This is a genomic window from Marinomonas sp. SBI8L (assembly GCF_001624705.1).
In the GTDB taxonomy this organism is placed as follows: Bacteria; Pseudomonadota; Gammaproteobacteria; order Pseudomonadales; family Marinomonadaceae; genus Marinomonas.
The window spans coordinates 184,122-208,660 of sequence record NZ_JSEO01000010.1 but is presented as its reverse complement, the minus strand read 5'-3'; the positions used below and the strand labels follow the sequence as shown (position 1 = coordinate 208,660).

Annotated in this window: 19 protein-coding genes; 14 read left to right on the top strand and 5 right to left on the bottom strand. The window is 41.3% G+C overall.

The features are described 5' to 3' along the window. Window positions 1–13: 13 nt before the first annotated feature. Window positions 14–478 (bottom strand): YHS domain-containing (seleno)protein, encoded by a 465-nt coding sequence (locus OA91_RS16105; protein WP_063340011.1) that lies wholly within the window; start codon window positions 476–478, stop codon window positions 14–16. A 400-nt stretch (window positions 479–878) separates the two neighbouring features. Between OA91_RS16105 and OA91_RS16100 the strand changes: the two genes are divergently transcribed. The 7 genes from OA91_RS16100 (at window position 879) to OA91_RS16070 (ending at window position 14,441) form a co-directional block, all read left to right on the top strand. Further along, window positions 879–2,426: a methyl-accepting chemotaxis protein gene (locus OA91_RS16100; RefSeq protein WP_082827977.1), complete on the top strand. Its 1,548-nt coding sequence runs from the start codon at window positions 879–881 to the stop codon at window positions 2,424–2,426. Between the two features lie 231 nt (window positions 2,427–2,657). Then, complete coding sequence (gene recC, locus OA91_RS16095; RefSeq protein ID WP_063340026.1) at window positions 2,658–6,032, top strand: exodeoxyribonuclease V subunit gamma; 3,375 nt, start codon at window positions 2,658–2,660, stop codon at window positions 6,030–6,032. Then, window positions 6,022–9,759, top strand: coding sequence for an exodeoxyribonuclease V subunit beta (gene recB / locus OA91_RS16090; RefSeq protein ID WP_063340009.1), 3,738 nt, complete (start codon window positions 6,022–6,024; stop codon window positions 9,757–9,759). Before recC ends, recB begins: the two co-directional genes overlap by 11 nt. Continuing rightward, window positions 9,746–11,797 carry an exodeoxyribonuclease V subunit alpha gene (gene recD / locus OA91_RS16085; RefSeq protein ID WP_197477828.1) on the top strand — a complete coding sequence of 684 codons (2,052 nt, stop codon included), beginning with the start codon at window positions 9,746–9,748 and terminating at the stop codon, window positions 11,795–11,797. The genes recB and recD overlap by 14 nt, the downstream gene beginning before the upstream one ends. 163 nt (window positions 11,798–11,960) lie before the next feature. Next, window positions 11,961–12,971: a tryptophan--tRNA ligase gene (gene trpS, locus OA91_RS16080; RefSeq protein ID WP_046019670.1), complete on the top strand. Its 1,011-nt coding sequence runs from the start codon at window positions 11,961–11,963 to the stop codon at window positions 12,969–12,971. Window positions 12,972–12,986: 15 nt separating this feature from the next. After that, window positions 12,987–13,835: a Tim44 domain-containing protein gene (locus tag OA91_RS16075; protein WP_063340008.1), complete on the top strand. Its 849-nt coding sequence runs from the start codon at window positions 12,987–12,989 to the stop codon at window positions 13,833–13,835. Between the two features lie 99 nt (window positions 13,836–13,934). Next, window positions 13,935–14,441 (top strand): chemotaxis protein CheW, encoded by a 507-nt coding sequence (locus OA91_RS16070; RefSeq protein ID WP_046019669.1) that lies wholly within the window; start codon window positions 13,935–13,937, stop codon window positions 14,439–14,441. 91 nt (window positions 14,442–14,532) lie between these two features. Here OA91_RS16070 and OA91_RS16065 read toward each other — a convergent pair whose 3' ends face one another. Next, window positions 14,533–15,831, bottom strand: coding sequence for an inosine/guanosine kinase (locus OA91_RS16065; RefSeq protein WP_046019668.1), 1,299 nt, complete (start codon window positions 15,829–15,831; stop codon window positions 14,533–14,535). An 86-nt stretch (window positions 15,832–15,917) separates the two neighbouring features. Between OA91_RS16065 and OA91_RS16060 the strand changes: the two genes are divergently transcribed. Then, a complete protein-coding gene (locus OA91_RS16060; RefSeq protein ID WP_063340007.1) occupies window positions 15,918–16,658 on the top strand; it encodes a HesA/MoeB/ThiF family protein in 741 nt (246 codons plus the stop codon). 244 nt (window positions 16,659–16,902) lie between these two features. Beyond that, window positions 16,903–17,853 (top strand): thioredoxin-disulfide reductase, encoded by a 951-nt coding sequence (gene trxB / locus OA91_RS16055; protein WP_046019666.1) that lies wholly within the window; start codon window positions 16,903–16,905, stop codon window positions 17,851–17,853. Between the two features lie 75 nt (window positions 17,854–17,928). On the opposite strand, the gene ppa is transcribed toward trxB, so the two are convergent. Next, window positions 17,929–18,459 carry an inorganic diphosphatase gene (ppa, locus tag OA91_RS16050; RefSeq protein WP_046019665.1) on the bottom strand — a complete coding sequence of 177 codons (531 nt, stop codon included), beginning with the start codon at window positions 18,457–18,459 and terminating at the stop codon, window positions 17,929–17,931. 180 nt (window positions 18,460–18,639) lie between these two features. Between ppa and ihfB the strand changes: the two genes are divergently transcribed. The 5 genes from ihfB (at window position 18,640) to OA91_RS16025 (ending at window position 21,809) form a co-directional block, all read left to right on the top strand. Further along, window positions 18,640–18,975: an integration host factor subunit beta gene (gene ihfB, locus OA91_RS16045; protein WP_269447917.1), complete on the top strand. Its 336-nt coding sequence runs from the start codon at window positions 18,640–18,642 to the stop codon at window positions 18,973–18,975. 72 nt (window positions 18,976–19,047) lie between these two features. Further along, window positions 19,048–19,371 carry a LapA family protein gene (locus OA91_RS16040; protein WP_046019663.1) on the top strand — a complete coding sequence of 108 codons (324 nt, stop codon included), beginning with the start codon at window positions 19,048–19,050 and terminating at the stop codon, window positions 19,369–19,371. Between the two features lie 5 nt (window positions 19,372–19,376). Further along, window positions 19,377–20,549 (top strand): lipopolysaccharide assembly protein LapB, encoded by a 1,173-nt coding sequence (gene lapB, locus OA91_RS16035; RefSeq protein WP_063340006.1) that lies wholly within the window; start codon window positions 19,377–19,379, stop codon window positions 20,547–20,549. Window positions 20,550–20,591: 42 nt separating this feature from the next. Then, window positions 20,592–21,308: an orotidine-5'-phosphate decarboxylase gene (gene pyrF, locus OA91_RS16030; RefSeq protein WP_063340005.1), complete on the top strand. Its 717-nt coding sequence runs from the start codon at window positions 20,592–20,594 to the stop codon at window positions 21,306–21,308. Between the two features lie 144 nt (window positions 21,309–21,452). After that, entirely contained in the window at window positions 21,453–21,809 is a 357-nt protein-coding gene (locus OA91_RS16025) for a ComEA family DNA-binding protein (RefSeq protein WP_231870389.1), read from the top strand. Between the two features lie 119 nt (window positions 21,810–21,928). Here the strand turns inward: OA91_RS16025 and OA91_RS16020 are convergent, their stop codons facing one another. Beyond that, entirely contained in the window at window positions 21,929–23,638 is a 1,710-nt protein-coding gene (locus OA91_RS16020; protein ID WP_063340004.1) for a SulP family inorganic anion transporter, read from the bottom strand. 14 nt (window positions 23,639–23,652) lie between these two features. Further along, window positions 23,653–24,525 (bottom strand): MBL fold metallo-hydrolase, encoded by an 873-nt coding sequence (locus OA91_RS16015; RefSeq protein ID WP_063340003.1) that lies wholly within the window; start codon window positions 24,523–24,525, stop codon window positions 23,653–23,655. Between the last annotated feature and the right edge of the window lie 14 nt (window positions 24,526–24,539).

Genomic DNA, 24,539 nt, shown 5'->3' with positions numbered 1-24,539 from the left:
AGCTTTCTTTGAGTTAGCTCTCTTTATTTAATATTTCTAACCAAGCTTGATCTGCTTCTGCTTGATAAGTTTGCCAGTCGCCCTTTAGCCAGCGTTGTCTGCCTCTTTCAGCATAAAATAAATGCAACTTGTCACCAAAAAACTCCCATACAGTACCATCTGTATTAATCAAACCTTCACCTAAACTCAAAGCATTTGCACAGTGACCATTGTATCTAGGGGCATACTTACGCGGGTTCTCGGCAAATTTATCCGCCGATGCTTGGCTAGCAAAGCGCCACTCAGCATCTTGCCAATTAACAGTGAAGTGCTCGACACCTTTTGTCGTTGGCGTGCTACCTGTTAAGTCCTCTTGGTAATAACCCAAGGCATCATGTTTGCCTATAGCAATATTATTCCAAAAGCTTGTACTAACAGGTTCGCTAGCAAAGAGGCTATGACAGGTGAGTAATATCAGGCCTAAAAAGAGCTTTTTCATTGTCTTTCCTTACATAAATGAATTGAGTCAGCGCATTAAATATGTCTCAAATCTAGATTAGAAAATACTCATATAGTTCAAAATATTATCTAACCCAACAGAATGACTTCGATGTGATCTAGGTCAGCCTCCCCTTAGACTAATGTCTTATCTGGCCTAGCTTCCTATTTTTCTTTTTAAGTTTTAGTGTTTTAGCCTGATTATTTAAAACTTATTCAGGAAGAGGTGTTTTAAATATTTTGAAAGTTGGCTGTATGACGAACATGAAAAGGATTAATTGCCAATCAAACTCATAGATAGGAGCCAAACATTGACCCAATTTCTACGAAATTTCTCAATTAATTTAAGACTTAATAGTCTTGTTTTTTTTCTCTGTCTTGGTTTAGTTGTGGTGCTAGCCATGTCACTTGCATCTTTCAAACACTCATTAAATTCAGAAAAAGCCTTAAAAACACGCCATGTCGTGGATCTCGCCCATTCGAGCATTAATTACTTTTATTCATTAGAGCAATCTGGCGAGCTTTCTCGAGCCGAAGCACAAAAACAGGCTAAAGCCTCAATCCGAATGGCTCGTTATGGCGGTACTGAATATTTTTGGATTAATGATTATCAAGCAAATATTGTTTTGCATCCTATAAAACCTGCTTTAGAAGGCAAGGACTTGAGTAACTTAGAAGATGCAAATGGTAAAAAACTTTTTACTGAGTTCGTTAATATTGTCAAAGCGCAAAAAGAAGGTTTCGTGAGTTACCTTTGGCCTAAACCTGGTTTTGAAGCTGCGGTGGAGAAGGTTTCCTTTGTAAAAGGTTTTGAGCCCTGGGGATGGATTATCGGTTCAGGTATTTACCTTGATGATGTTGAAAGCCAGTTTATTGATGAGCTTCTCACTGTTGGCGGTAGCTCTGGTGTTATTATTATTTTAGGTCTTATTTTATCTATCCTTATCGTGCGCTCTATCACTCAACCTTTGCAAGCCAGTCTAGATGCTCTTGATAATATCTCAGCAGCAGAAGGGGATTTAAAGCATAGGCTACCAGTTTCAGGCCGTGATCAGTTTACTCATATTGCCGTCGCATTTAATGCTTTCAGTGACAAAATTTCCAGCACCTTAGCAGAAGCGATCCAACTCAATCATAGTGTTTATGAACACAGTAAAGAGTTGAGAAGTGTGGCGGGTAATACCACTGAACTTGCCCAAACTCAGCTCGATACTATTGCTCAAATGACAGTTGCGATAGCTGAAGTATCAGAGCAGAAAGAGCAAGTATTGGAAAATAGCCAAGCAACCTATGAGTCTGCCAAGGTAACCCAGGAGCGTACCGAATTAGGTAAAACCTCGGTTAAACAAACCATGGAATCTTTAGAAATTCTTTCTAGCGAGCTAGACGATGGTGTGCAAACAGTGAGTTTGCTTGCACAGGAGTCTCAAAATATTGGGGCCGTTCTGGATGTAATCAGTGGTATTGCAGAACAAACCAACTTATTAGCATTAAATGCTGCTATTGAAGCGGCTAGGGCGGGCGAACAAGGTCGAGGTTTTGCAGTGGTTGCTGATGAAGTCCGAGGCTTAGCGAGTCGAACTCAAAGCTCGACAGATGAAATACAAGGCATGATAAATCGTTTGCAAGCGGGCGCGAAAGAAGCTGAAAGTAAAATCAATTCAAGCCATGAATACTCTAAGCGAACAACACAAGACATTACTCAAACGGATCAGGCATTAGCTGATATTGCGCAATCGGTTACCGCAATTAGCCAAGCCAGTGATGTGATAACTGAGAGCATTAATAATCAGCATCAAGCTGTGACACATTTAAATAACTTAACCCAAGATATCTCAAAACTGGCGGATCAAAGTAATAATGAAATCGTCACAACTCGTCAGTCAAGTGAGTCCCTAGCTAATACCACGTTAAAAATGAAGGAACTGATGTCTAGTTTTAATATTTAACCTGAGTTAATAAGTAACCTATTTTCATTATATCCCTCTGTACTACTTTAGGCGTTAAGGTCATCCCCAAGACTTTAGCGCTTTTTTTTGTGCTCTTTCTAAAGGCTTTCTCTTACACTTAAATTCGCATGCTCACGTATTTATTTATGAGCCTTCTTTTTGGCAAGCTGGTATGCTTTAACTATTTGCTTTTCATCTGATTTTTGCTTTGAACTAGGTCTGGGTTTATATATGTTTCATCTTTATACGGGTAATCGCTTAGAAGATTTATCGAGCATTTTAGCGCGTATTTTATCCTTATCTTTGCCAGAGAGTCCTTTCGCTAAAGAGCACATATTGGTGCAGAGTCCAGGCATGGCTCAATGGCTCAAAATGCAGTTAGCCCAAGAGCAGGGAATTGCTGCAGGCTATGAATTTCCTCTACCTTCTACGTTTGTTTGGCGCTGCTTTCAGCAAGCCTTACAAGATATACCGGGACAAAGCGAATTTAATAAACCCTTTTTAGTTTGGCGCTTAATGCGTCTACTAGACAATAGATTAGAAGAGGTCGAGTTTCAGCAACTTGCTTGGTACTTGGCTGAAGATGATAGCCAACTAAGACGTTTTCAATTATGTTCTAGCATTGCTGATATCTATGACCAATACCTTGTTTATCGTCCTGATTGGATCGCTGCTTGGGAAGAAGGTAATCAAGCCAAAGATTTACCAAAAAGCAAGGATCAAGATCAAGCTTGGCAATCTATCTTATGGCGTGACCTCGTTGCCGATGTTGCTTCCTATGACCAATCTTTGTATCACAGAGCCAATTTACTCGAAGCCTTAGAAGAAGTTGTTCGTTCTAAGCCTAAACCCCCTTCCATTCCGCAACGAGTCTATATTTTTGGTGTATCGGCTCTGCCACCTAATACCTTGCAATCCCTTCGCTTATTAGCTGAAAGTAATTGGATAGATATGCATCTATTTTTGCAGAACCCTTGCCAGTATTACTGGGGCGATATTGTTGATAAGAACTATCTGGGTAGAGTGCTGAATAAACAGGCGAATAAACCCGGCTTGAATCAGGACACATTGCACCTAGATGCCAATCCATTATTAGCTTCTTGGGGACGCCTTGGTCGAGACTATATTGGTGAGTTGCAAGCTTTTGCGAATCAACAATTAGAGGTGTTTGAAAGCTATTGTGATGATGGCACTCAAGCTTCCCTATTGAACCGTATACAACAAGATGTGTTAGAGCTGAATAATCACGGTGCTTTAGAAGAGAGAAGTTTAAGCAGTTCAGACTCTCACTATAAATATCCTATTGCGAATGATGATAATAGTGTTGCGGTTCAAGTTTGCCATAGCGCGTTGCGAGAAGTTGAAGTGCTGCATGATAGTTTGTTGGCCTTGTTTGAAAAGAACCCTCACCTTACGCCTAAAGATGTCATTGTGATGCTGCCAGATGTGAACCAATACAGTCCTTTTGTACAGGCCGTATTTGGTCAAGCGCCACAACAGCAATCTATTCCATACTCCTTGATAGACCAAGCAGCTGGGATGGAAAACCCAGTGGTTGATGCCTATGTCACCTTACTTAGCTTGGCTGATAGCCGTTTCACCTTATCTGAGCTAGTGAGCGTGTTAGAAGTACCTGCTGTATTGGCGCGCTTTGGGATACAAGTGCATCAAGTGGAACGAATTCGTCAATGGTGTAGTGAGGTTGGTATTCGTTGGGGGTTGGATGAGTCAACCGCGACAGATTTAGACTTACCCAGCCAAGCGCATAATACCTGGCAAAATGGATTAGACCGTATGTTGTTGGGCTACGCCATGGGCAATGACAATATTTGGCAGTCCCTGTTAAGTTATGGCGAAGTAGAAGGCTTAGAGGCTGAGTTAGCAGGCCAATTAGCCGCATTTTTAGAGGCTATTCGTGAAACTCAGCAGGCACTTTTACTGGATAAGAAACCTAGTGATTGGGTGAATTTTTTATATCAAGTAAGTGATCGCTTTTTTACCCTTGATGAGGATGATGCTTTTCCGCCTATGTTAAGTAAGCATATGGAGGCAATCTGTGAAGAATGGCAGCATGCTCAATTTGATCAAACCATAGATGTGAATGTACTAAAGCAGCTGCTGATTCCAAGGTTGCAAGAAGCACAGGGCAGTCAGCGATTCTTAGCGGGTAAAGTGAATTTCTGCACCTTAATGCCAATGCGTTCTGTGCCATTCAAGGTGGTTTGTCTTTTAGGGCTAAACGAAGGCGCTTACCCAAGGTCTATGGTGCCAATGGGCTTTGATTTAATGGTGGGTGATTATCGTAGTGGTGATCGTAGCCGTCGAGAAGATGATAAATACTTATTTTTAGAAGCGCTCATGTCAGCGCGAGAGCATCTCTATATTAGTTATGTTGGTCGCAGTGTGAAGGATAATAGTGAGCTTAATCCTTCTATTTTAGTAAGTGAGTTGGTTGATTACATCGCCCAAAGCTGCGTTTTAGAAAAAGACATAAAAGTTCCAGTAGAAGAAGGCCAAGCCGCACTGCTTGAAAAACTGGTACAAGAGCATAAATTACAGCCTTTTCATCAAGGGTATTACTCAAATAAAGAAGCCTTTAGCGGTCAGCTTAAAAGCTATGATGCTTCCTGGTTAGATGCTGTGACTGTGACCAAGCAGAAAACGGAGTTGAAAGCTTTGCCTTTGTTACAGGCAATAGAAGATCAGCAACATCAGCTTGAGCTTAATCAGTTGATACGTTTTTACCTCAATCCTGCGCGCTATTTTATGCAACATAGGCTCAAGGCTTATCTTAAATTGCAGGAAATTGAAGAAAATGAAGACGAGCCATTTAATCTAGATGCTTTAACTCGTTACCAACTCAAAGAAGAGTTACTGATAGCGATTCAAGAAGATACATTAGAAAGTTTTATTGCCAAATTGAAGTTGTCTGGTAGATATCCTTATGGTGCATTTGGCGATATGGAAGTTAACGACTTGGTTAAGCAAAGCCGCATTATGGCGCTCAACATCAATGAGTATGCCCACCAGAAATTAGACGCCATTAATATTGATTTACAGCTTGAAGAAGGCCGAGTGCAGTCATGGTTGGAGCTGGCTAATCGTCAGCTGTATTTGGTCTATCACTTAGGTCAACTTAGCCCTGGTAAGAAAATACAGGCGTGGCTATCTCATTTGGCGTTATGTGCTCAAGGTGAACAGATTGAAACTCACATCTTAAGCTTTAAGAATGCAAAATCTAATCAAGTCATTACTCATGTGTTTGAAACCTTATCGGTTGAATCCGCTACTGACTATTTAAGCCAGTATCTCACCTATTTTAGGTTAGGAGATCGTCAGCCTTTAGTGATACCGGCTAGAACCTCTGATGCTTGGTGTGCCGCCTATCTGAATGATAAAAACCAAGATAACGAAGAGGAAGCGGCTTGGCAGATGGCACTTAAAACCTATAACGATGACTTTAATGATTTTTCCGACGGTAAGGATCCCTATTGGCAGCGTTTCTTTGCTGATCTAGCTCTTTATCAAGATGATTTTGTCGAATATGTGAAGGCAACTTGGCTACCTATGAATGAATTATTAAAGGTGAAAACAGATGAGCAATAAAGCAGTGTTACAAGATGCTCTGCCTTTAGATGCTTTGCATTTTCCCTTGTATGGTAAGCGATTGATTGAAGCCAGCGCTGGGACAGGTAAAACCTATACCATAGCCAATCTCTATTTAAGAATGCTGCTGCCAGTCTCTTCTGATGCGGACTTTGAAAAGCCTTTAACGGTCGATCAAATTCTTGTCGTAACTTTTACCGAAGCGGCAACCGCAGAACTTAAAGCTAGGATTAGAAACCGTATTCGAGATGCCCGTAAAGCGCTTTTATTAGGGCAGTCTAATGATGTCTTTTTAGCGCAGCTATTAGATTCAATGACAGCTGAAAATATCGCCTCTGGGGTTGAGCGTTTGCTTTATGCTGAAAAGCAAATGGATGAGGCGGCCATCTTCACTATCCATGGTTTTTGCCAAAGAATGCTAAGCCAGAATGCGTTTGAAAGCCGTATGTTGTTCCAACAAGAAATTGAAACGGATGAACAGGCGCCTTTAGCTTTGGCGATTAAAGATGTATGGCGAGCTAATATTTATCCAATGAAAGCGGATATTGCAGCCTTAGTAAAACCTATTTGGCCAAGTCCAGAAGCCCTGCAAAAAGAGCTTAGTTTATTGCAAAACCAGCCGGATGCTGTGATTCAGGATGGAGGGAAAGATTTGGATCAAGCTCAAGACTTTGATCTTGAGAGCTTGATGTCTAATGCACTGGAAACCATGCATAAGGTTAAGGCTATGTGGCTTGAGCAGGCCGCGAACATTTTGGATGCCTTAACAAATAGCGGCATTAAGGGGACTTTTTGGGGGAAACGCCAAGCAGGTATTCCAGATGTTATTCTCGAATGGGCTCAGTCTGATGAAACGGGTTTACCGAAAGAGCTCGCGAAATTCAGTGGGAAAGAGCATGTTAATCAGTTAAAGAAAAATGGTGCCCAGCCAAATCATGCTTTTTTTGAATTAGTGACAAGCCTTTTTGAGTCCTATCCAAGTGTCGATAAAATTAAACCGCCTTTGATGGCTTATTTATGGCAACAAACTCAAACACGGCTGTTTAATTGGAAGCAGCAAACTCAGAAGCTAACCTTTACGGATTTACTGACCAACCTAGATGAAGCGCTTAGTCTCCCTGGCCAAGAAGAAGGAGCTGAGAATGCATTGGCATTAAGAATACGCCAGCTCTATCCCTTAGCCATGATAGATGAGTTCCAAGACACGGACCCTGTGCAATATCGGATTTTTAGTCAGATCTATCAACCCGCAAGTCAAGATGAAAATAGCCTAGGCCTTATTATGATAGGTGACCCAAAACAGGCTATTTATGCCTTTCGAGGGGCTGATATCTATACCTATTTGGCGGCTAAGCAAGAAGTTGATGCGATTTATTCTTTAGCAACAAACTATCGATCTTCTGCCGCTATGATCCAATCAGTTAATGCTTTGTTTGCTGCTCAGGCTAACCCTTTTCTGGTAGATGGAATTCCCTTTGTTGAGGTGCAAGACAGACAAACTCCGGGTGAGTTTTATCGTCATGATCAGCTTGAAAAAGCGGTGCAGTTTTTATTGCCAGAAGAGGCTTATAGTGATGATGGGATAGTAACGAGCGCCCAATATCAGATACAAATGGCAGATCTAACCGCCGAACATATTTGTAAAACCCTTATTCAAGCTCAGCAAGGTGAGGCGTTAATTTCAGGCCAAGCGGTTCGTTCTGGTGATATTGCTGTTTTGGTATCAGGTTATCGCCAAGCCCAGTTAATGAAGGCGGCCTTAAGTGAACGGGGTGTCGCCAGTGTTTACCTAAGTGATAGGGGGTCGGTGTTTGCCAGTACTGAAGCAAGAGAGTTATTGCTAGTGCTTAATGCCATTTTGAGCCAAGGTAAAGAGTCTGCCATACGGTCTGCTTTGGCAACGAACCTATTAGGTTGGCAAGTGGATGAATTAGATCAGCTTAACCAAAATGATGTCTTGTATGAAACTTGGGTAGATAGGTTTAAAGACTATTTTGAAATTTGGCATAAAGATGGGGTGCTCCCCATGATTAGAGCCATGATACAAACCTTAGAGCTTGCTCCGAAACTATTAACAGGAATGCAAGGTGAGCGCCGCTTAACTGATCTCTTACACCTTGGTGAAAAACTACAGCAAAAAGCGAAAGAGTTAGAGTCAAAAGAAGGTCTTATTCGCTATCTCACGTTAGCGATTCAAGCACCCAATGGTGATAGTGATGAACAGAAAATACGCCTAGAAAGTGATGATGAGTTAGTCCGTATTATTACCATTCATAAGAGTAAGGGCCTTGAATATCCCATAGTGTATCTGCCTTTTGCTTTTACACCTTTTAGAAATAATGGCAAATATGCCTTATACCATGATGATAAGCATCAACTAAATTATGCTCCTGTGCCAGACGAGAATCAGTTAGAACAACATGAAACAGAGCTTTATGCAGGTGAGATTCGACTTGCCTATGTGGCGCTGACTCGTGCTCGTGAAGCTTGTTATATTGGCTGTGCGCAAGTTGGTAAAGCGGCGACTAAATCGAAAGAGGCTGAGTTATCACTGCACCTAAGTGGTATAGGGGCTTTAATTTGCCATGGCAAACCTATCGAACTTGGTGAACTTGAAACTAAACTTCAAGCGCTAACAAGTGAGAGCGACAAGATGGGCCAATCACTTTTAGTATCGGAGAAGAGTCTATTGCTTAACCTAAGCCAAGGCAGTAAAGAAGAGTCCGTTGCGGCACAAACCTTCTCAGGAAATATTGAGAGAGACTGGTGGGTCGGGAGCTACTCTTCTTTGGTGGTAGAGCAGTCTGCTTTAGCTAAAGAGCAAGAGGCTGAGCACAGTGAGCCAGGTTTAGATGAATTCACTAAAGTAGAGACACTAGAGCAAAGCCAACCTCAGCTTGTTGATGAAGTAGCCCAACAGGATGTATTAGTCAGTGATGAAAAGACCTGTTTTACTTTTCCAAAAGGGGCTAAGCCCGGTACCTTTTTACATGATTTGCTAGAAGGTAATGCACTTATTGGCAGTTTGGAAGAGGTAAGTTTTGCCGACCTTCTAAAGACTCAGTATCAAGGTAAAATGATTGAATACTTCGTTAAGCAGGGTTATGAGGATTGGCAAGATGTCTTGTTCTCTTGGCTGGAGGATATTTTAGCGACATCTTTATACCCCAATGTGAGCTTAAAACAATTAAGTCCGCAACAGTGTCTAAAGGAAATGGAATTCTTCTTACCTGTAGCTGGTTTTAATGCCAGAACGCTGGATCAAATTGCTAGACAATATGATCCAGTTTCCCTACATGCCCCAGCCATTCAAGAAAGGTCTTTAAAGGGAATGCTAAAGGGCTTTATTGATCTCTTGTTTGAACATGAGGGCAAGTATTATGTTCTCGACTATAAATCAAACCACATAGGTATGGCGTACGAGGATTATCAAGCGGAGCATATGGCTCACGCTATAGCAGAGCACAGGTATGACTTGCAGTATCAGCTCTATACACTTGCTCTACACAGGCTCTTAGCCCAGCGCCTGCCAGATTACGATTATGATAAGCACATCGGTGGTGTTTGTTATTTATTTTTACGTGGTATGAAAGCTAAAGATGATAAAGGTGAAGTAGGTAGCAATACGGGGGTATTTACCACTCGATTAAGCCGTGAGCATGTTTATGCGCTTGATAATATGTTGAATGAAACCAATGAGGAGGTTCCCCAAATTGAACTCTTCTAAGCAAAATACCTCAGTAGCCGCACAAATGAGTCTCACTTTAGAAAGCGATAGAAGCTTGGTGCTAGAGAGTGATCGTCTCGTGTTAGATAGCGCGAATTACTCGAAAGACAGCTTCTTTCAGCAAATCTCCCATTGGCCTGAGCTAGGTTTGATAAGAAGACTAGATCTTCATACTAGTTTAAGGTTGGCTAGCCATTGCCAAGAAACAAGAGCGAGTGTGCTATTAGCAAGTTTGGTCGCCAGCTTTTATTTAGGCCAAGGACATAGCTGTTTACCTTTAGATAAATTGTATTCTTGCCCTTTTCAAGCGATTACGTCTAAACAGTGGGCTGCTTGTTTATTGGCTTTGGGGATAAATTCTTATCAGGAGTTATTGGCAGACTTGATGGATTCACCTTTAGTTGAGGCGAAAGGATCATCTCATGGTCAGCAGGGTACACTGGTAACTAAACCCTATGTACTACAAGATAATCGCCTGTATTTAGCTCGTTATTATGGGTTTGAGTCACAAGTCGTTAATTATATTCGCCAAGCTCAAAGCCAAGCTAATTACGAGTTTGAGGCTAGCTGGCTAGCTCAATTATTCCCTGATGATTTACCTCAACAAGAAAGCATCGATTGGCAGAAAATTGCAGTTGCCAATGCGGGGTTACAAAGCTTTGCTGTGATTAGCGGTGGTCCCGGAACCGGTAAAACAACTACAGTCACCAAGCTTTTACTTTTGTTAGCCCTGCAGGCTCATTCAAAAGAACAAGGATTAATCATAGAGCTTGCAGCGCCAACAGGTAAAGCGGCGGCCCGCTTGACTCAATCTATTATTCAAGCCAAAGCTAAGTTAAGGGAAAGTACCGAGTTCCCAGAGGGCGTCTTTGACCTAATACCTGAGCAAGCTTCTACCTTGCACCGTTTATTAGGCAGCGAATACGGACGCTCTAGTTTTAGGCATAACCATAAGAACCCTTTACATCTTGATATCTTGCTGGTGGATGAAACTTCTATGGTCGACCTCCCTATGATGGCTAAGTTATTAGAGGCTCTGCCTGCGAAAGCAAGATTGATTCTATTAGGTGATAAAGACCAGCTTGCTTCTGTTGAAGCGGGGAGTGTATTGGCCGACCTAACTCATGGTATTGAACCTGTAAGCTTAGCGCCTGAGTGGGCCAAGGTGTTAGAGCCGCTAAGTGAAACAGATCTAAGTAGTGTGGTTTCGTTAGATACACGCATAGATTTTCCTATTCGTCAGAACTTGTCTCTGTTAGCGAAAAGTTATCGTTTTCACCAAGATAGCGGCATAGGACATTTAGCCGGCGCTGTGAATAGAGGTGATGTGAATAGCAGTTTTTCTATTTTAGGGGGGGCAGGGGCAAGCTACCCAGATCTTTATTGGCACAAACTAGATCAAGAGGAGCAAGCATTAGATATCGCGACTTTGGCCAGAGGGTATGACGCATATTGGCGAGCGGTTAAACAAGCTTTGCAAGGAGAAATCAGCGTAAGTGCTTTATTTGAGGAGTTTGCTAACTATCAAATTTTATCGGCTGTACGAACGGGAGAATATGGGGTTGAGCAGCTGAATCAAAGTTTACAGGACTTTTTTTATCAAAGGGGGCGAATGATCAACCCACTTGCTTGGTATCCTGGAAAAGCCATCATCATCACTCGTAATGATGCGAGTTTAGGTTTGTTTAATGGTGATATTGGCATTTGCTTACCTGATGTGGATGATAAAGAGCGTATGCGGGTATGGTTTGAATTGCCTGATGGAAGTTTGAAAGCTTATTTACCAAGCCGTTTAAGTGAAAATGAAGCGGTATTTGTGATGACAGTACATAAATCACAAGGCTCAGAGTTTAAGCGTGTTGAATTAGTCTTACCCCCTTATGAAAGTCCTGTTATTACCAAAGAGCTAATTTATACGGGTATTACTCGGGCTAAGTCTTTCTTTAGTTTGTGGGCGACACCTGATTCCATGCGAGCAGGTATTTCGACTCAAGTCGCACGTTATTCTGGATTAATAGATAAACTTTGGTGTCATTAAAGTGTCATAAGTTGCTGTTATCAAAAAGGTGGTAATCTAAGACTTGATTCTAAGATTAGAACCCCAATATTCAGTATTTAAGCTTTACCCTAAATTGAGTAATTTTTGATTAGAAAGTTTTGTGTTAGGGTAGGCGCACATTTGTCGTGACTGAGTAGGAATAATGGCTAAAGAGATTGTTTTAACAGGAATTACCACTAGTGGTACACCGCATTTAGGTAACTATGTCGGTGCAGTTCGTCCCGCAATTGAAGCAAGTTTAGATGAAAATAATGAATCATATTTTTTTCTAGCTGACTATCATGCTTTGATAAAATGTCAGGATCCAGAGCGAGTAAAAAGCTCTCGTAAAGAAATTGCAGCAACCTGGCTAGCGTGTGGACTTGATCCTGAAAAGGTGTGTTTTTACCGTCAATCAGATATTCCAGAAATAGCCGAATTAAATTGGTTACTTACTTGTGTAACTGCAAAAGGATTGATGAACCGCGCCCATGCTTATAAGGGGGCGGTTGATGTAAATGTGAATGCTGAGCAAGATGCTGACCTTGGTATTACCATGGGATTATTTTGTTACCCTGTACTTATGTCAGCTGACATCTTAGCCTTTAACGCAAACAAGGTGCCTGTGGGTAGAGACCAGATTCAACACATAGAGATGGCACGTGATATAGCGGGTCGTTTGAACCATCTTTATGGACAACAATTAGTTTTACCTGAAGCTGTGGTTGATGATTCGGAAACGGCACTTTTGAAAGGTCTTGATGGCCGTAAAATGAGTAAGAGTTATAATAATACTATTCCTTTGTTTGAAAGTGAGAAGAAGCTGAAGAAAGCAATCAACAAGATTAAGACAAACTTGTTGGAGCCTGGTGAAGCGAAAGACCCTAATGACTCAACTGTGTTTGATATCTACCGAGCGTTTGCAACGGCAGAACAAACAGCAGAAATGCATCAGAAATTTTTAGATGGCATAGCTTGGGGTGAAGCGAAGAAAGAATTATTTGCCCTAGTGAATGAAGAGCTAGGTGAAGCACGTGAAAAATACAATGCGCTTATGGCAGCACCAAACGATGTAGAAGACATTCTGCAGGCTGGTGCCGCGAAAGCCCGTAGTCGTGCTCAATCAATTGTAACGCCATTGAGAGAATCAATGGGGTTAGTGAAGTTTAGTTAAGTTGGAGTATAGAAAATGAAAACGAGTGTTTATGCTGTCCTTATGGCATTTGTACTAGCTATCGGTTTCGGTGGTTTTAGTGCAGAGGTTGAGGCCAAAAAATTTGGTGGTGGTAAGAGTTTCGGTAAGAGTTATTCTGTGCCTAAGTCTACGTCGGCTAATAAAGCGGCGACAACGACTAGCTCGGCTGCTAAAAAGAAAAGCGGCCTATTTGGCGGCGGTTTGATGGGTGGCCTTATGGGTGGCTTATTGGCTGGTGGTATTTTCGCTGCATTGATGGGAAGTGGTGCTTTTGATGGATTCGCATTTGGCGATATCCTACTGTTTGCGCTAGTAGGTTTCTTAATCTACAAATTCTTCATTGCACCAAAACGCCAAGCGGCTGCTGCGGCTAATAATACGCAGTTCCGTCAAATGCCAGGTGCTGACTCTTTCCAACAAGCACCAACAGCGTCTGCGAACCCGTTTAAGGCTCAAGACCCTGCAATGCAGTTGCCACCTGATTTTAATGAAGCAGCTTTTGTTGCAGAGGCAAAAAATCATTATGCTGCTTTGCAAAAAGCATGGGACGAAAATGATTTTGCAGAAATTTCTGATTATGTGACACCTGAACTACTTGCTATGTTACAAGCTGAACGCGCTAACTATGGTGCTGATAAACCAAAGACAGAGATTATTTCTTTGGATGTAGAGCTTGTTCGTGGTGAATACCAAGGTTCTATCTCGTCTATTACCTTGAAGTTCTCTGGATGGATCAAAGAAGGTGAAGACACAAGTGATAGTACTGAGTACTGGCACTTAGAGAAAAACATGTCGCAACAATCTAGCAATTGGACCATTGTTGGTATCCAACAAGATAACTAATTGTTACTTAAAAGTTGAGCTGTGCCATTACAAGTTTACTGGTTTTCAGTATATTGTTAATGGCATAAGTTAATAAAATGATTCAAAACGGAAGTCACTATGTCTGAAATTGCCACATTAAATGACTCTAAAAAAGGCGTTTCTGAAAGCGCCAAAGGTGAGTTACTTCAATACCTTACTTTTAAGCTAATTGATGAAACCTACGGCATTAATGTAATGCAAATTCGTGAGGTTTTAAGATATAGCGAAATTGCACCTGTTCCAGGGGCTCCTTCATATGTAATGGGGATCGTGAACCTACGTGGTAACGTTGTTACTGTTGTTGATTCTCGAGTTCGCTTTGGTTTGCCTGATGCGACTATTTCTGATGACACTCGTATCATTATTGTTGAGCATGATAATGAGCAAGTTGGTTTGTTGGTAGATGCGGTACAAGAAGTGTTCTATCTATACCAAGGTGAAATCGAACAAAGTCCTAGTGTTGGTAATGACGAAGCGATTATGTTTATTCAAGGTGTTTATCAAAAAGAAGATGAGTTAGTTATCTTACTTGAGCTTGATAGATTCTTTGAAAGTAATGACACGCTAGGTATTGAAGCGCTTTAATAAAGCACTTTTCTAGTACATAAAAAAACCATGCCTAGGCATGGTTTTTTTATGTCTAATGCTTTGTTTAAGCGCGTGGCTTAAATAGGAGCTAGCTTTCCCAGTAACTCTCTTCCAAACTATCTTCTCTTTCAGGTAAACCTCGTGATAGTCGTGGTGCGTTTTGCGCCAGAATCTCATAACTCACTCTGTTGGAATATTTACAGATTTGAGCAAAAGAGGAATAACACAAAAAGTCAGCTCTATGCTTGCTAGAGTTAGGTACAGCAGAGCGGTGGAAGTAGTTAGCAGAGATATCATGTAATAATGCTGAAAGCGCACCATCGCCTGCACCATTGGTATTTTTAATATTTTCTGGGCCACCCATATAAGGGTCAATGTGTGAAAATACTTTTATAGGCGCATGGCAATCTCGGCGCTTCATAGGGCGACTAAACTCGTAAAGGTTAAAGTCTTCTAAGCTATCTGATTTGATTGGGTTGCTTGTTTCGCGAGCTAATTCGGCACTTGTATGGCCGCATAAGTAAAGCCCATGAGGCCCAGCTGTAATCAATACCATATCAACAAAATCAAGAATGTAATCCGCCGCTTGTAGTGGATCATCATAGCCAGTTAAAGCTTCTGCCTCTAACTCATTCATCGCTAAGACATCGACTGAATTCTCGATTAATGACATGAGTAGGTCGCGGTTATCTGTGACCAGGTGTTGTGTTCCTAGTGTTAATACAACAGGTACATTATGTTTATTGGCAGACTCGATTGCCGCCAGCATGGCTTTGTGAATCGGTTTATCTTGATGGCGTACTGGATAAGCACAAGCCACAAAGGCTGCTGCATGAGAAATAATTTCATCAGGGATGTGCTGCTCATTTAGCTCATCCATATCTCCTGGCGCTATAGCGAAAGTGCGTTCACCATCTTCAGTGATGAGCGTAATTCCACGGCCAATATCGCCCTCTACACCTTGTAAATGATTCATATCAACCTTGCTACTGGTATGGCAAATATAGTGATAAGCAGGTGAACCTAATTGAATATTGGCAGACATCACACCCAGTAAAACTGACTTGTCATCAGCAAGTACCGAATAGTTATGTAAGGTGTTACCTATGGTGCCACCTGCAAAATGATCCGAGATAGAGCCTTGTGCAACAAGTTCTGCATAAATCTCAGTTGCAGTATCATGATCAACAAGATTGGAAAGACCTTTTGTGATCTTATGTCTTGTTAAAAAATCATCATTTACATTCGCGATAACGTCGACAATGGTTTCATCAAGACCAACCACATAGGTGTCTTTATTAGGTTGTACTTCAGAAGTAGGTAAAGCAGGTTTAGGTTGTGAAACGGGAAAATAATGCTTTAACTTGCGACGACCAGGGAATTTCATGTTCAATATCCAACATAGGGAAAAAAACATTTTATCAAAAAATTGAGCCAAGCTAATATGGCTTATTCTAAAAAAATGGCAAATTAATGAACGAATTACAGTTAGAAAGATATAGTCGTCAAATATTACTCCCCAATTTTGATATCGAAGGTCAGCAAAAGCTGATGAATGCGAGAGTCATGGTGATTGGCCTAGGTGGACTTGGTAATATCGCATCTTGTTATTTGGCCGCAGCCGGTGTTGGGCACTTAACCTTAGTTGATGATGATGTGGTTGAATTAAGTAATTTGGCAAGACAGGTGCTTTATAAGCAAGATGATGTTGGTGTTGCTAAAGCCCAAGCTGCCAAGACGCAAATTGCTCAAATGAATGATGAGGTCGAGGTTGAGGTTTTACTTGAACGCCTTGATGAAGCGTCATTAGCTCAGAGAGTGACAGCTTACGACCTGGTACTTGATTGCACTGATAACTTTAAAATTCGTCAAATTGTTAATAAATTATGCCATCAACATAAGATAAATCTTGTTTCTGGCGCTGCTATTCGTTGGGAAGGGCAAGTACAATCTTTTCTTTTTGCTGAACATAGTAAGATTTGTTACCAGTGTCTTTACCCTAATCTTAATGACACTAATTTAAACTGTTCACAGTCCGGTATTATTAGTCCAGTTGTCGGCTCTATTGGTGTGCTTCAGTCATTAGATGCCATAAAAATCTTATCTGGTTGTGGTCGAGTTCAACATGCCAAACTCAGAGTTTTTGATGGGTTCGATGGTATTTGGCGAGATATTAATTTAACCCAAGACCCTGAGTGCGTAATCTGTGCTTAAACTCAGACTTTATAAAATAAATTTATGAAAAAGGCATATGCCAGGGTTGAATTACGATAGAAGAACTCTATCTCTCTAATAGTTAAAATTCGCTAATAATACTTGGTGAATTTGGGTAGACTAACGATCCGATTTAATAGGCTCAAACTCATAACCTCAGTGTCATGCAAGAATTGATACGCAAAGCAATTATGACTTTAACCTAAACATATACGACAAGATTTAGCTTTCAAGGAGCGCATCAATGAGTGACGTTAAGCACGCAAAATTAATGATTCTAGGTTCTGGCCCTGCGGGTTACACCGCTGCTGTATACGCTGCGCGTGCAAACCTAAACCCTGTAATGATCACTGGTATGCAAATGGGTGGTCAGCTAACCACTACGACTGATGTTGATAACTGGCCAGGTGATGATCAAGGTGTGCAAGGCCCTGAGTTGATGGAGCGTATGCGTAAGCATGCTGAGCGTTTTGAAACAGAAATCATTTTTGACCAAATTGGTAAAGTCGATCTGCAAAACCGCCCATTCCGCCTAGAAGGTGATGACGGTGTTTATACTTGTGATGCGTTAATTATCTGTACTGGTGCAAGTGCTCAATACTTAGGCCTTGAAAGTGAGACTGCATTTATGGGCCGTGGTGTTTCTGCTTGCGCAACATGTGATGGTTTTTTCTATCGTGGCCAAGACGTTGCTGTAATCGGTGGTGGTAACACGGCTGTTGAGGAAGCGCTATACCTATCTAACATTGCTAAGTCTGTGACTGTTATTCACCGTCGCGATAAATTCCGCAGTGAAAAGATTTTGGCTGACAAAATTATGGAAAAAGCGGAAAACGGTAACATCAAGATTGAGTGGAACTCTCAACTAGATGAGGTGCTTGGCGATGATGCTGGTGTAACTGGTATGCGTATCCTGAACAATGAAACAGGCGAGAAGAAAGAGATTGATCTTGCTGGTGTCTTTGTTGCAATTGGCCATAAGCCAAATACAGATATTTTTGCTGGTCAACTAGAAATGAAAGATGGTTACTTGAAAGTAGAGTCAGGTTCCCACGGTAATGCGACTCAGACAAGCATTGAAGGTGTTTTCGCAGCGGGTGATGTAAGTGATCACATTTATCGTCAAGCTATCACATCAGCTGGTACTGGCTGTATGGCTGCATTGGATGCTGAGCGTTTCCTAGATAACGACTAGTATTTGTGAGTATAAAAAAACCAGCTTAATGCTGGTTTTTTTATGTCTAAAATTTAATCATTTAGAATGCTTATTTTATTGCGCGTTATAGGTTTCAATGCCTTCTATAATCGCTTTTTTAGCTTCTTCGGCATTTGCCCAACCTTCTACTTTAACCCACTTGTTTTTCTCTAGTGTTTTGTAGTTTTCGAAGAAATGCTCTATTTGATTGCGTAGTAATTCTGGCACGTCATCAATGTCTTTAACATCAGTATAAATACTGGTTAATTTATCATGGGGAACTGCCAGTAGTTTCGCATCAGTACCGGCTTCATCTGTCATATTTAATACACCAACAGGGCGACAGCGAATAACAGATCCAGGCAAAATGGGGTGTGGTGTGATGACCAATACATCTACCGCATCACCATCATCAGCAAGGGTGTTGTTAATGTAACCATAGTTAGCAGGGTAGAACATAGGAGCCGCCATAAATCTGTCTACGAGTAGGGCGTCCATGTCCTTGTCAATTTCGTATTTTACTGGCGAACTTTGAGCCGAAATTTCAATTGTGACATAAATATCATTCGGCGCATCTTTGCCCGCAGGTATCTGTGAGTAGCTCATGCTTCTTCTTCCATCTGGCCAATATATGAGCAATATTATAAAAGTTCGTATAGTCTGATGCCAGTACGACTTTGGTTGTGTTTGGGAATAATCCCCAATCTTATTGCTAATTTCTCAATAAAAATGTGAAGAAATCTACTTAACTTATTGCTTTCTTTCTAAATTTAGCTAGTCTTATGGATAGATCAAAATCTAGTCGCGAGGACAGAAATGACTAAATCAGAGCTTATAGAGCTGCTTATAGATCAGCAATCTCATTTGCCTGTTCAAGATGTAGAGCAAGCTATTAAGGCTATGCTAGAGCATATGTCAGAAGTATTAGCAGATGGTGAACGTATCGAAATCCGTGGTTTTGGCAGCTTCTCTTTGCACTATAGAGCGCCGAGAGTTGGCAGAAACCCTAAAACCGGAGAATCTGTTGAACTTGTGGCGAAATATGTACCGCATTTCAAGCCAGGTAAAGAATTAAGAGAATTGGTTAATTCGCCAGCGATTGAGACTGACGAGCTAAATTAATTCTATTTTTTAACTCGAAATCTATTCAAGATCACGGCATAATGACGCCAATATCCATCTTGTAGGTGTTGTATGCTTAAGTGGTTTTCGCGTGTGATTTTTGCCCTAGTCCTTATCTTTTTCTTATTGGTAGGGATATTCTTTGCTGTCCGTAACCCACAACCAGTGAGTTTAGATCTGGTTTTCTGGCAGGCACCTGAATTCAGTGTCTCGCTTTACCTTCTTCTAGCCTTTGCACTTGGTGCTTTTGTGGCCATCATTGCGAGCAGTGTTGTGCTTTTAAGAGCCGAAAATCATGTTCGAGTACTTAGCCGTCGTTGTACAAATGCACAAAAAGAATTGGATTCTTTGCGCAAAGCTACATTAACGAAAGATTTAGACATCAGTAGGGAGTAATAGGGTTGTCCGAGATTTTGCTTTTCATTGTTCTATTCGTTGCGCTTTTAGCCGGATGGATAATGGGTCGACGCAAGAACTCGTCTGCAGTTGATAAAAGTAAATCGGCTGTACCTCCAGATTACTTTCGTGGTTTAAACCACTTACTTAATAATCAACATTCTGAAGCGATTGATGCCTTTGTCGACTCGCTTCAAGTTAACTCAGAAACCTTTGATATTCACCTTACCCTTGGAAATCTTTTTCGTAAAAAAGGTGAAATAGAAAAAGCCATCAATGTTCACCAAAACCTTCTTGCTCGTCCAGAGATCACACCCCGTGAAATGCGTTTGGTGCAGCTTGAGTTAGCCAGTGACTTTATGTCTGCAGGTTTGTTGGATAGAGCAGAAAGACTGTTACTTAATATAGCGGCGAAACAAACAGAGTTTCAGCCGACTGTATTAGCCCTTTTGGTCGATCTTTATGAATTTGAGCAAAGTTGGGATCAAGCAATACAAATTGGTCATCAATTATATCAACTGAATAAAAAGCAGGCTTTGGCTAAACGCCTTGCTCATTTTCATTGTGAAATCGCAGATGAGAAGCATGCTAAGAATAAATCAAAAGAGGCCTTACAAGATTATCAAAATGCACTTGATATGGATGAGAAGTGTGTTCGCGCTAGCATGGGTGCAGCCGATGTTTTTATTGCGCAAAAGCGTTATCGAGACGCAATCAAAGAGTTAAAGCAGGTTGCTAATCAAGATAAAGACTTTGTTCCTATTACCGTAGACTTGCTAAGAGATTGCTATGAAAAGGTCTGGGGTAACAGTGGTTTTACCAAGTTCTTGCAAGAACAAAACAGAACATCACCATCAGCCACTGTTATTTTAGCGTTAGCTCAGCGCCTATCGAAAGACAATAAAGATTATGCTGAGATCTTTCTGATCGATCAGTTACGCAAGCACCCAACGATTAAAGGTTTTCGTGAGCTGGTTCAAATGCAACTTAATGAAGCAACTGATGAAGCCAAAGAGCACCTTGAAGTGCTTTATGAGTTGCTAGACCAACTCACAGAAAACAAACATAAATACCTTTGCCGCCAATGTGGCTTTTCGGGGTTTCAACTACATTGGAAGTGTCCAAGTTGTAAAAGTTGGGGAACCGTTAAACCGATTCACGGCTTAGAAGGTGAATAAGTAATACTGTTAATTTCAACATCTCTTGTATGAGGATACTAAATGACCTGCCAATCTCCTATCGTAGTTGCTCTAGATTACCCAACCATGGCGCAATCAATTGAAATGGCTAAACGCCTTGATCCTAGCCAATGTAGAGTGAAAGTAGGGAAAGAACTTTTTACCACAGCGGGTCCTGTTATTTTAGATGAACTACATAAACTGGGTTTTGATATTTTTCTAGACCTTAAGTTTCATGACATTCCAAATACGGTCGCAAATGCAGTGAGTGTTGCAGCAACGGCGGGTGTTTGGATGGTGAATGTTCACGCTACCGGTGGCCGTCGTATGATGGAAGCCTCAGCGAATGCACTAGAGTCAATCGCTTCACAGTCTGGTAAGGATAAGACCTTATTGATCGCTGTTACTGTATTAACCAGTATGGATCAATCTGATCTTGCTGAAATTGGTATCGATTTAACACCTGAGCAGCATGTAAGCCGTTTGGCGAAACTGGCTCAATCATCTGGTATGGATGGAGTTGTGTGTTCAGCACAAGAGTCGAAAATGCTATCAACAGAGCTAGGTAAAGACTTCGCCTTAGTTACGCCAGGTATCCGTCCGGTTGGCGCAGAACAAGGCGATCAAAAGCGTATTATGACACCACAAGAAGCAATGGCGGCGGGTAGTCACTATCTTGTTATGGGCCGTCCTATTACTCAAGCAGCTGATCCAGTAGCTGTGCTAACAAGTGTGAATCAAAGTTTAGTCAATAAATAAGCAAAATTACTTTTCTCGACTTGAGAATCCAGAAAGAGAGATTATAGTTAACTAGCTGATTGACAAGGGGTTGATCAGCTCAGTAAATCTTCGTGATTTATGATAACTAGGCCTTTGTGCCATCAATAGAAAAAGGAGTTTTCTATGATGAATCTCGTGTGCGTCTCGTATATTTGTAATATCCGTACTTCTCTTAAAACCATGTTCTTGGTATCAATTTTTCTACTTTCGTGTGTTTTTACGCCAGCATTTAGTGCAACGCCTCTTGACGTCAATACGGCAACTGCAGAGCAACTTGCCGCTGTCATGACGGGTGTCGGCCGTAAAAAAGCCCAAGCAATCGTCGAATATCGTAATGAAAACGGCGCCTTTACAGAAGTTGATGAGCTTATTTTTGTGAAAGGAATTGGACCATCTTTACTTAAAAAGAATCGTGATTATTTATCGATTGGGCCAGGAGAGGAATATAAAGAAGAGAAATTGGCTGATTTACCTTTATAAATCTAAGAACCTCTTCTATGTTTATCTACTGATGTAGATAGTCTCCTCGTTAGGGTTTTTACCCCAAGCTCCAGGCAAGGAGCTTGGGGGCTTTTTAGTTTTTATCCTCTTTTAAATACTTAATTCTTAATGGATTTTATCGCTTGATGCTGAGTTAAAAACACTTCACCTGTTAACTCGGATATTAGGTGCGTATCTCTAAGTTTATCCATAATAGGGCCTTTAACTTCTGAGAAATGTAGAGCAATATTGGCTGACTTCAATCTTTGCATCATGGTCTCCAGACTTTCCAGCGCGCTTATATCTATCATATTGACGGCATTACACATAAGTACCAGATGTTCGACATCAGGTCGTTCGGAAATGAGTTCAGTGACTTTTTCTTCAAGGGTTCGACAGTTAGCGAAGAAGAGGTTTTCATCGATACGAAGGGTGAGAATATTTGGCTCTACCTCTACTTCATAGCGCTCTACATTACGATAATGCTCAGTGCCTGTGAGGTTGCCGACAATGGCAATATGAGGATGACTTGTGTGCCAAAGGAAGAGCAAGATAGATAGACAAACCCCTGCCAAAATACCTGTTTCGACACCAAAGAGTAATACGATGCTTAGTGTGCCTAGCATGGCAATACCGTCATGCTTAGAGTAATGCCAAGCATGAATAATGGCTTTAAAATCGATCAAGGCAAATACGGCTAACAAAATAGTCGCGGCCAATACTGCTTTTGGCATGTAAAAGAATAGATCTGTTAAAAAGTAGAGTGTTAGCAGCACAAAACTTGCTGAGACTAAACCGGATAGCTGTGTTTTTGCACCCGCCTCATCATTAATTGCAGAGCGTGAAAAACTGCCCGCGACAGCTAATCCACCGCTTAATCCCGATACTATATTTGCCCCGCCTAAACCAACTAATTCATTGTTTGAATCAATCTTTTGTCGTTTTCGTGTAGCAAAGGCTTGGCTGATTGAAATGGACTCTATAAAGCTGACCAGACCGAGAATAGCAGCCGCTGGTAATAAATCTGATACTAGATTAAAACTAAAATCTGGCATGGATAAAAGTGGTAAACCACTGGGTACTGTGCCAACTAGTGCAAGGTTGTGAGAGGCTAAAGCGAATTTATAGCTAATAAAAGTAAATAAGCTAATGGCGAGAATAGGCCCTGCTTTGCTTAATAGTGCTGCCGTGTCCTTTGATAAGCCCAATACCTCTAGAAATCTCGATGCATAGCGTTTTAATAAAAGGAGCAAGATTAAGGAGCTTAGCCCAATGATCAAACTAATTGGATTAATGTTATCGAGCTGATAATAGGTTCCCTCGATAATCTCAAGTAAGGAAGCACCTGATACAGATATTCCTAAAAAGTGTTTTATCTGACTTGCCGCTATGATGATGGCAGAGCCTGTGACAAAACCTGAAATGACAGGATGACTTAATAAGTTTGCTAAAAATCCCAGTTTTAAAAAGCCTAGTAGTAAAAGAATGACACCCGAAAGCATAGCTAGGATCAGCGCAATCGTGTTGTATTCAGGTGTACCTTGTAAGGCGAATTGGCTGCTAAAGGATGCGGACATCATGGCGATTAAGGCCGCAGGACCAATAGCCATAGTGCGGCTAGAGCCTAAAAAAGCATAAATGAAAAGAGGGAGTATACTGGCATAAAGGCCCATTTCTGGTGGCAAACCAGCTAATAATGCATAAGCAAGTGCTTGGGGAACCAGCATGATAGATAGGATACTTCCAGCCACTAAATCCGCACCAAAGTTTTTACGCTTGTAGTGTTTTATCTGGTCGATACCTGGTATCCAATAAGCTAATTTAGTCATACTTAGTCCCTATATTATTTAGCTGTATGACTAACTGGAATCTTCAAGTAACTCGCGCCATTGGTTTCTGATTCTGGTAGTTTGCCTGCTCTCATATTGATTTGCACCGCAGGCCAGATCAACTTTGGCATATTCAATGTTGCATCTTTAGTGCTACGCATCTGAGTGAATTCAGCTTCATTAATCTTGTGATTAATATGAAGGTTTGATTGTTTTTGTTCTAGTACACTAGACTGCCAAGCATAGTGATCTCTATTTTCTGCTTTATAGTCGTGGCAGGTAAAAATAAGTGTTTCATCTGGTAGAGAAAGTATCTTCTGAATAGAGTGATACAGAGTATTGGCATCTCCACCGGGGAAGTCGCAGCGAGCAGTGCCATAATCAGGCATGAATAGAGTGTCGCCAACAAAGCATGCGCCATCCACATAATAACTAATGCAGGCAGGTGTGTGGCCAGGTGTGTGTAGTACCTGAATGAGAGTGTCGCCTAGAGCGAGTTCATCATCTTCATTTAATAATAAGTCAAACTGTGAGCCATCTGTGGCACAGGTGTCTTTGAGGTTTAATAAATCAGTAAAAATACCTTGTACTTGTGTGATTTCTTGGCCAATAGCGACCTGACCACCAAGTTGCTCTTGCAGGTAGGGTGCTGCCGATAAGTGGTCCGCATGGACGTGGGTTTCAAGAATCCACTTCAGTGTGAGTACATTTTCCTTGATATGCTCAATAAGTACATCAGCAGATTGAGTGCTAGTCTGAGATGATGCCGCATCATAGTCCAGTACCGAGTCAATAATGGCGCAAGTACGACTCTTGTTATCTGTCACTATGTAGGAAACAGTATTGGTTGCATGATCAAAGAAAGAGGTAACCTGAGTTGTTTTCATAATATATCTCTAAA

Excerpts from the sequence above, each read along its gene's own strand:
- OA91_RS16060 (WP_063340007.1), top strand. The coding sequence starts at position 15,918 with ATGAACGAATTACAGTTAGAAAGATATAGTCGTCAAATATTACTCCCC.
- OA91_RS16065 (WP_046019668.1), bottom strand. The coding sequence starts at position 15,831 with ATGAAATTCCCTGGTCGTCGCAAGTTAAAGCATTATTTTCCCGTTTCA.
- trpS (WP_046019670.1), top strand. The coding sequence starts at position 11,961 with ATGGCTAAAGAGATTGTTTTAACAGGAATTACCACTAGTGGTACACCG.
- OA91_RS16070 (WP_046019669.1), top strand. The coding sequence starts at position 13,935 with ATGTCTGAAATTGCCACATTAAATGACTCTAAAAAAGGCGTTTCTGAA.
- ppa (WP_046019665.1), bottom strand. The coding sequence starts at position 18,459 with ATGAGCTACTCACAGATACCTGCGGGCAAAGATGCGCCGAATGATATT.
- OA91_RS16025 (WP_231870389.1), top strand. The coding sequence starts at position 21,453 with ATGATGAATCTCGTGTGCGTCTCGTATATTTGTAATATCCGTACTTCT.
- OA91_RS16100 (WP_082827977.1), top strand. The coding sequence starts at position 879 with ATGTCACTTGCATCTTTCAAACACTCATTAAATTCAGAAAAAGCCTTA.
- OA91_RS16105 (WP_063340011.1), bottom strand. The coding sequence starts at position 478 with ATGAAAAAGCTCTTTTTAGGCCTGATATTACTCACCTGTCATAGCCTC.
- recC (WP_063340026.1), top strand. The coding sequence starts at position 2,658 with ATGTTTCATCTTTATACGGGTAATCGCTTAGAAGATTTATCGAGCATT.
- OA91_RS16020 (WP_063340004.1), bottom strand. The coding sequence starts at position 23,638 with ATGACTAAATTAGCTTATTGGATACCAGGTATCGACCAGATAAAACAC.
- pyrF (WP_063340005.1), top strand. The coding sequence starts at position 20,592 with ATGACCTGCCAATCTCCTATCGTAGTTGCTCTAGATTACCCAACCATG.
- OA91_RS16075 (WP_063340008.1), top strand. The coding sequence starts at position 12,987 with ATGAAAACGAGTGTTTATGCTGTCCTTATGGCATTTGTACTAGCTATC.
- trxB (WP_046019666.1), top strand. The coding sequence starts at position 16,903 with ATGAGTGACGTTAAGCACGCAAAATTAATGATTCTAGGTTCTGGCCCT.
- OA91_RS16015 (WP_063340003.1), bottom strand. The coding sequence starts at position 24,525 with ATGAAAACAACTCAGGTTACCTCTTTCTTTGATCATGCAACCAATACT.
- recB (WP_063340009.1), top strand. The coding sequence starts at position 6,022 with ATGAGCAATAAAGCAGTGTTACAAGATGCTCTGCCTTTAGATGCTTTG.
- OA91_RS16040 (WP_046019663.1), top strand. The coding sequence starts at position 19,048 with ATGCTTAAGTGGTTTTCGCGTGTGATTTTTGCCCTAGTCCTTATCTTT.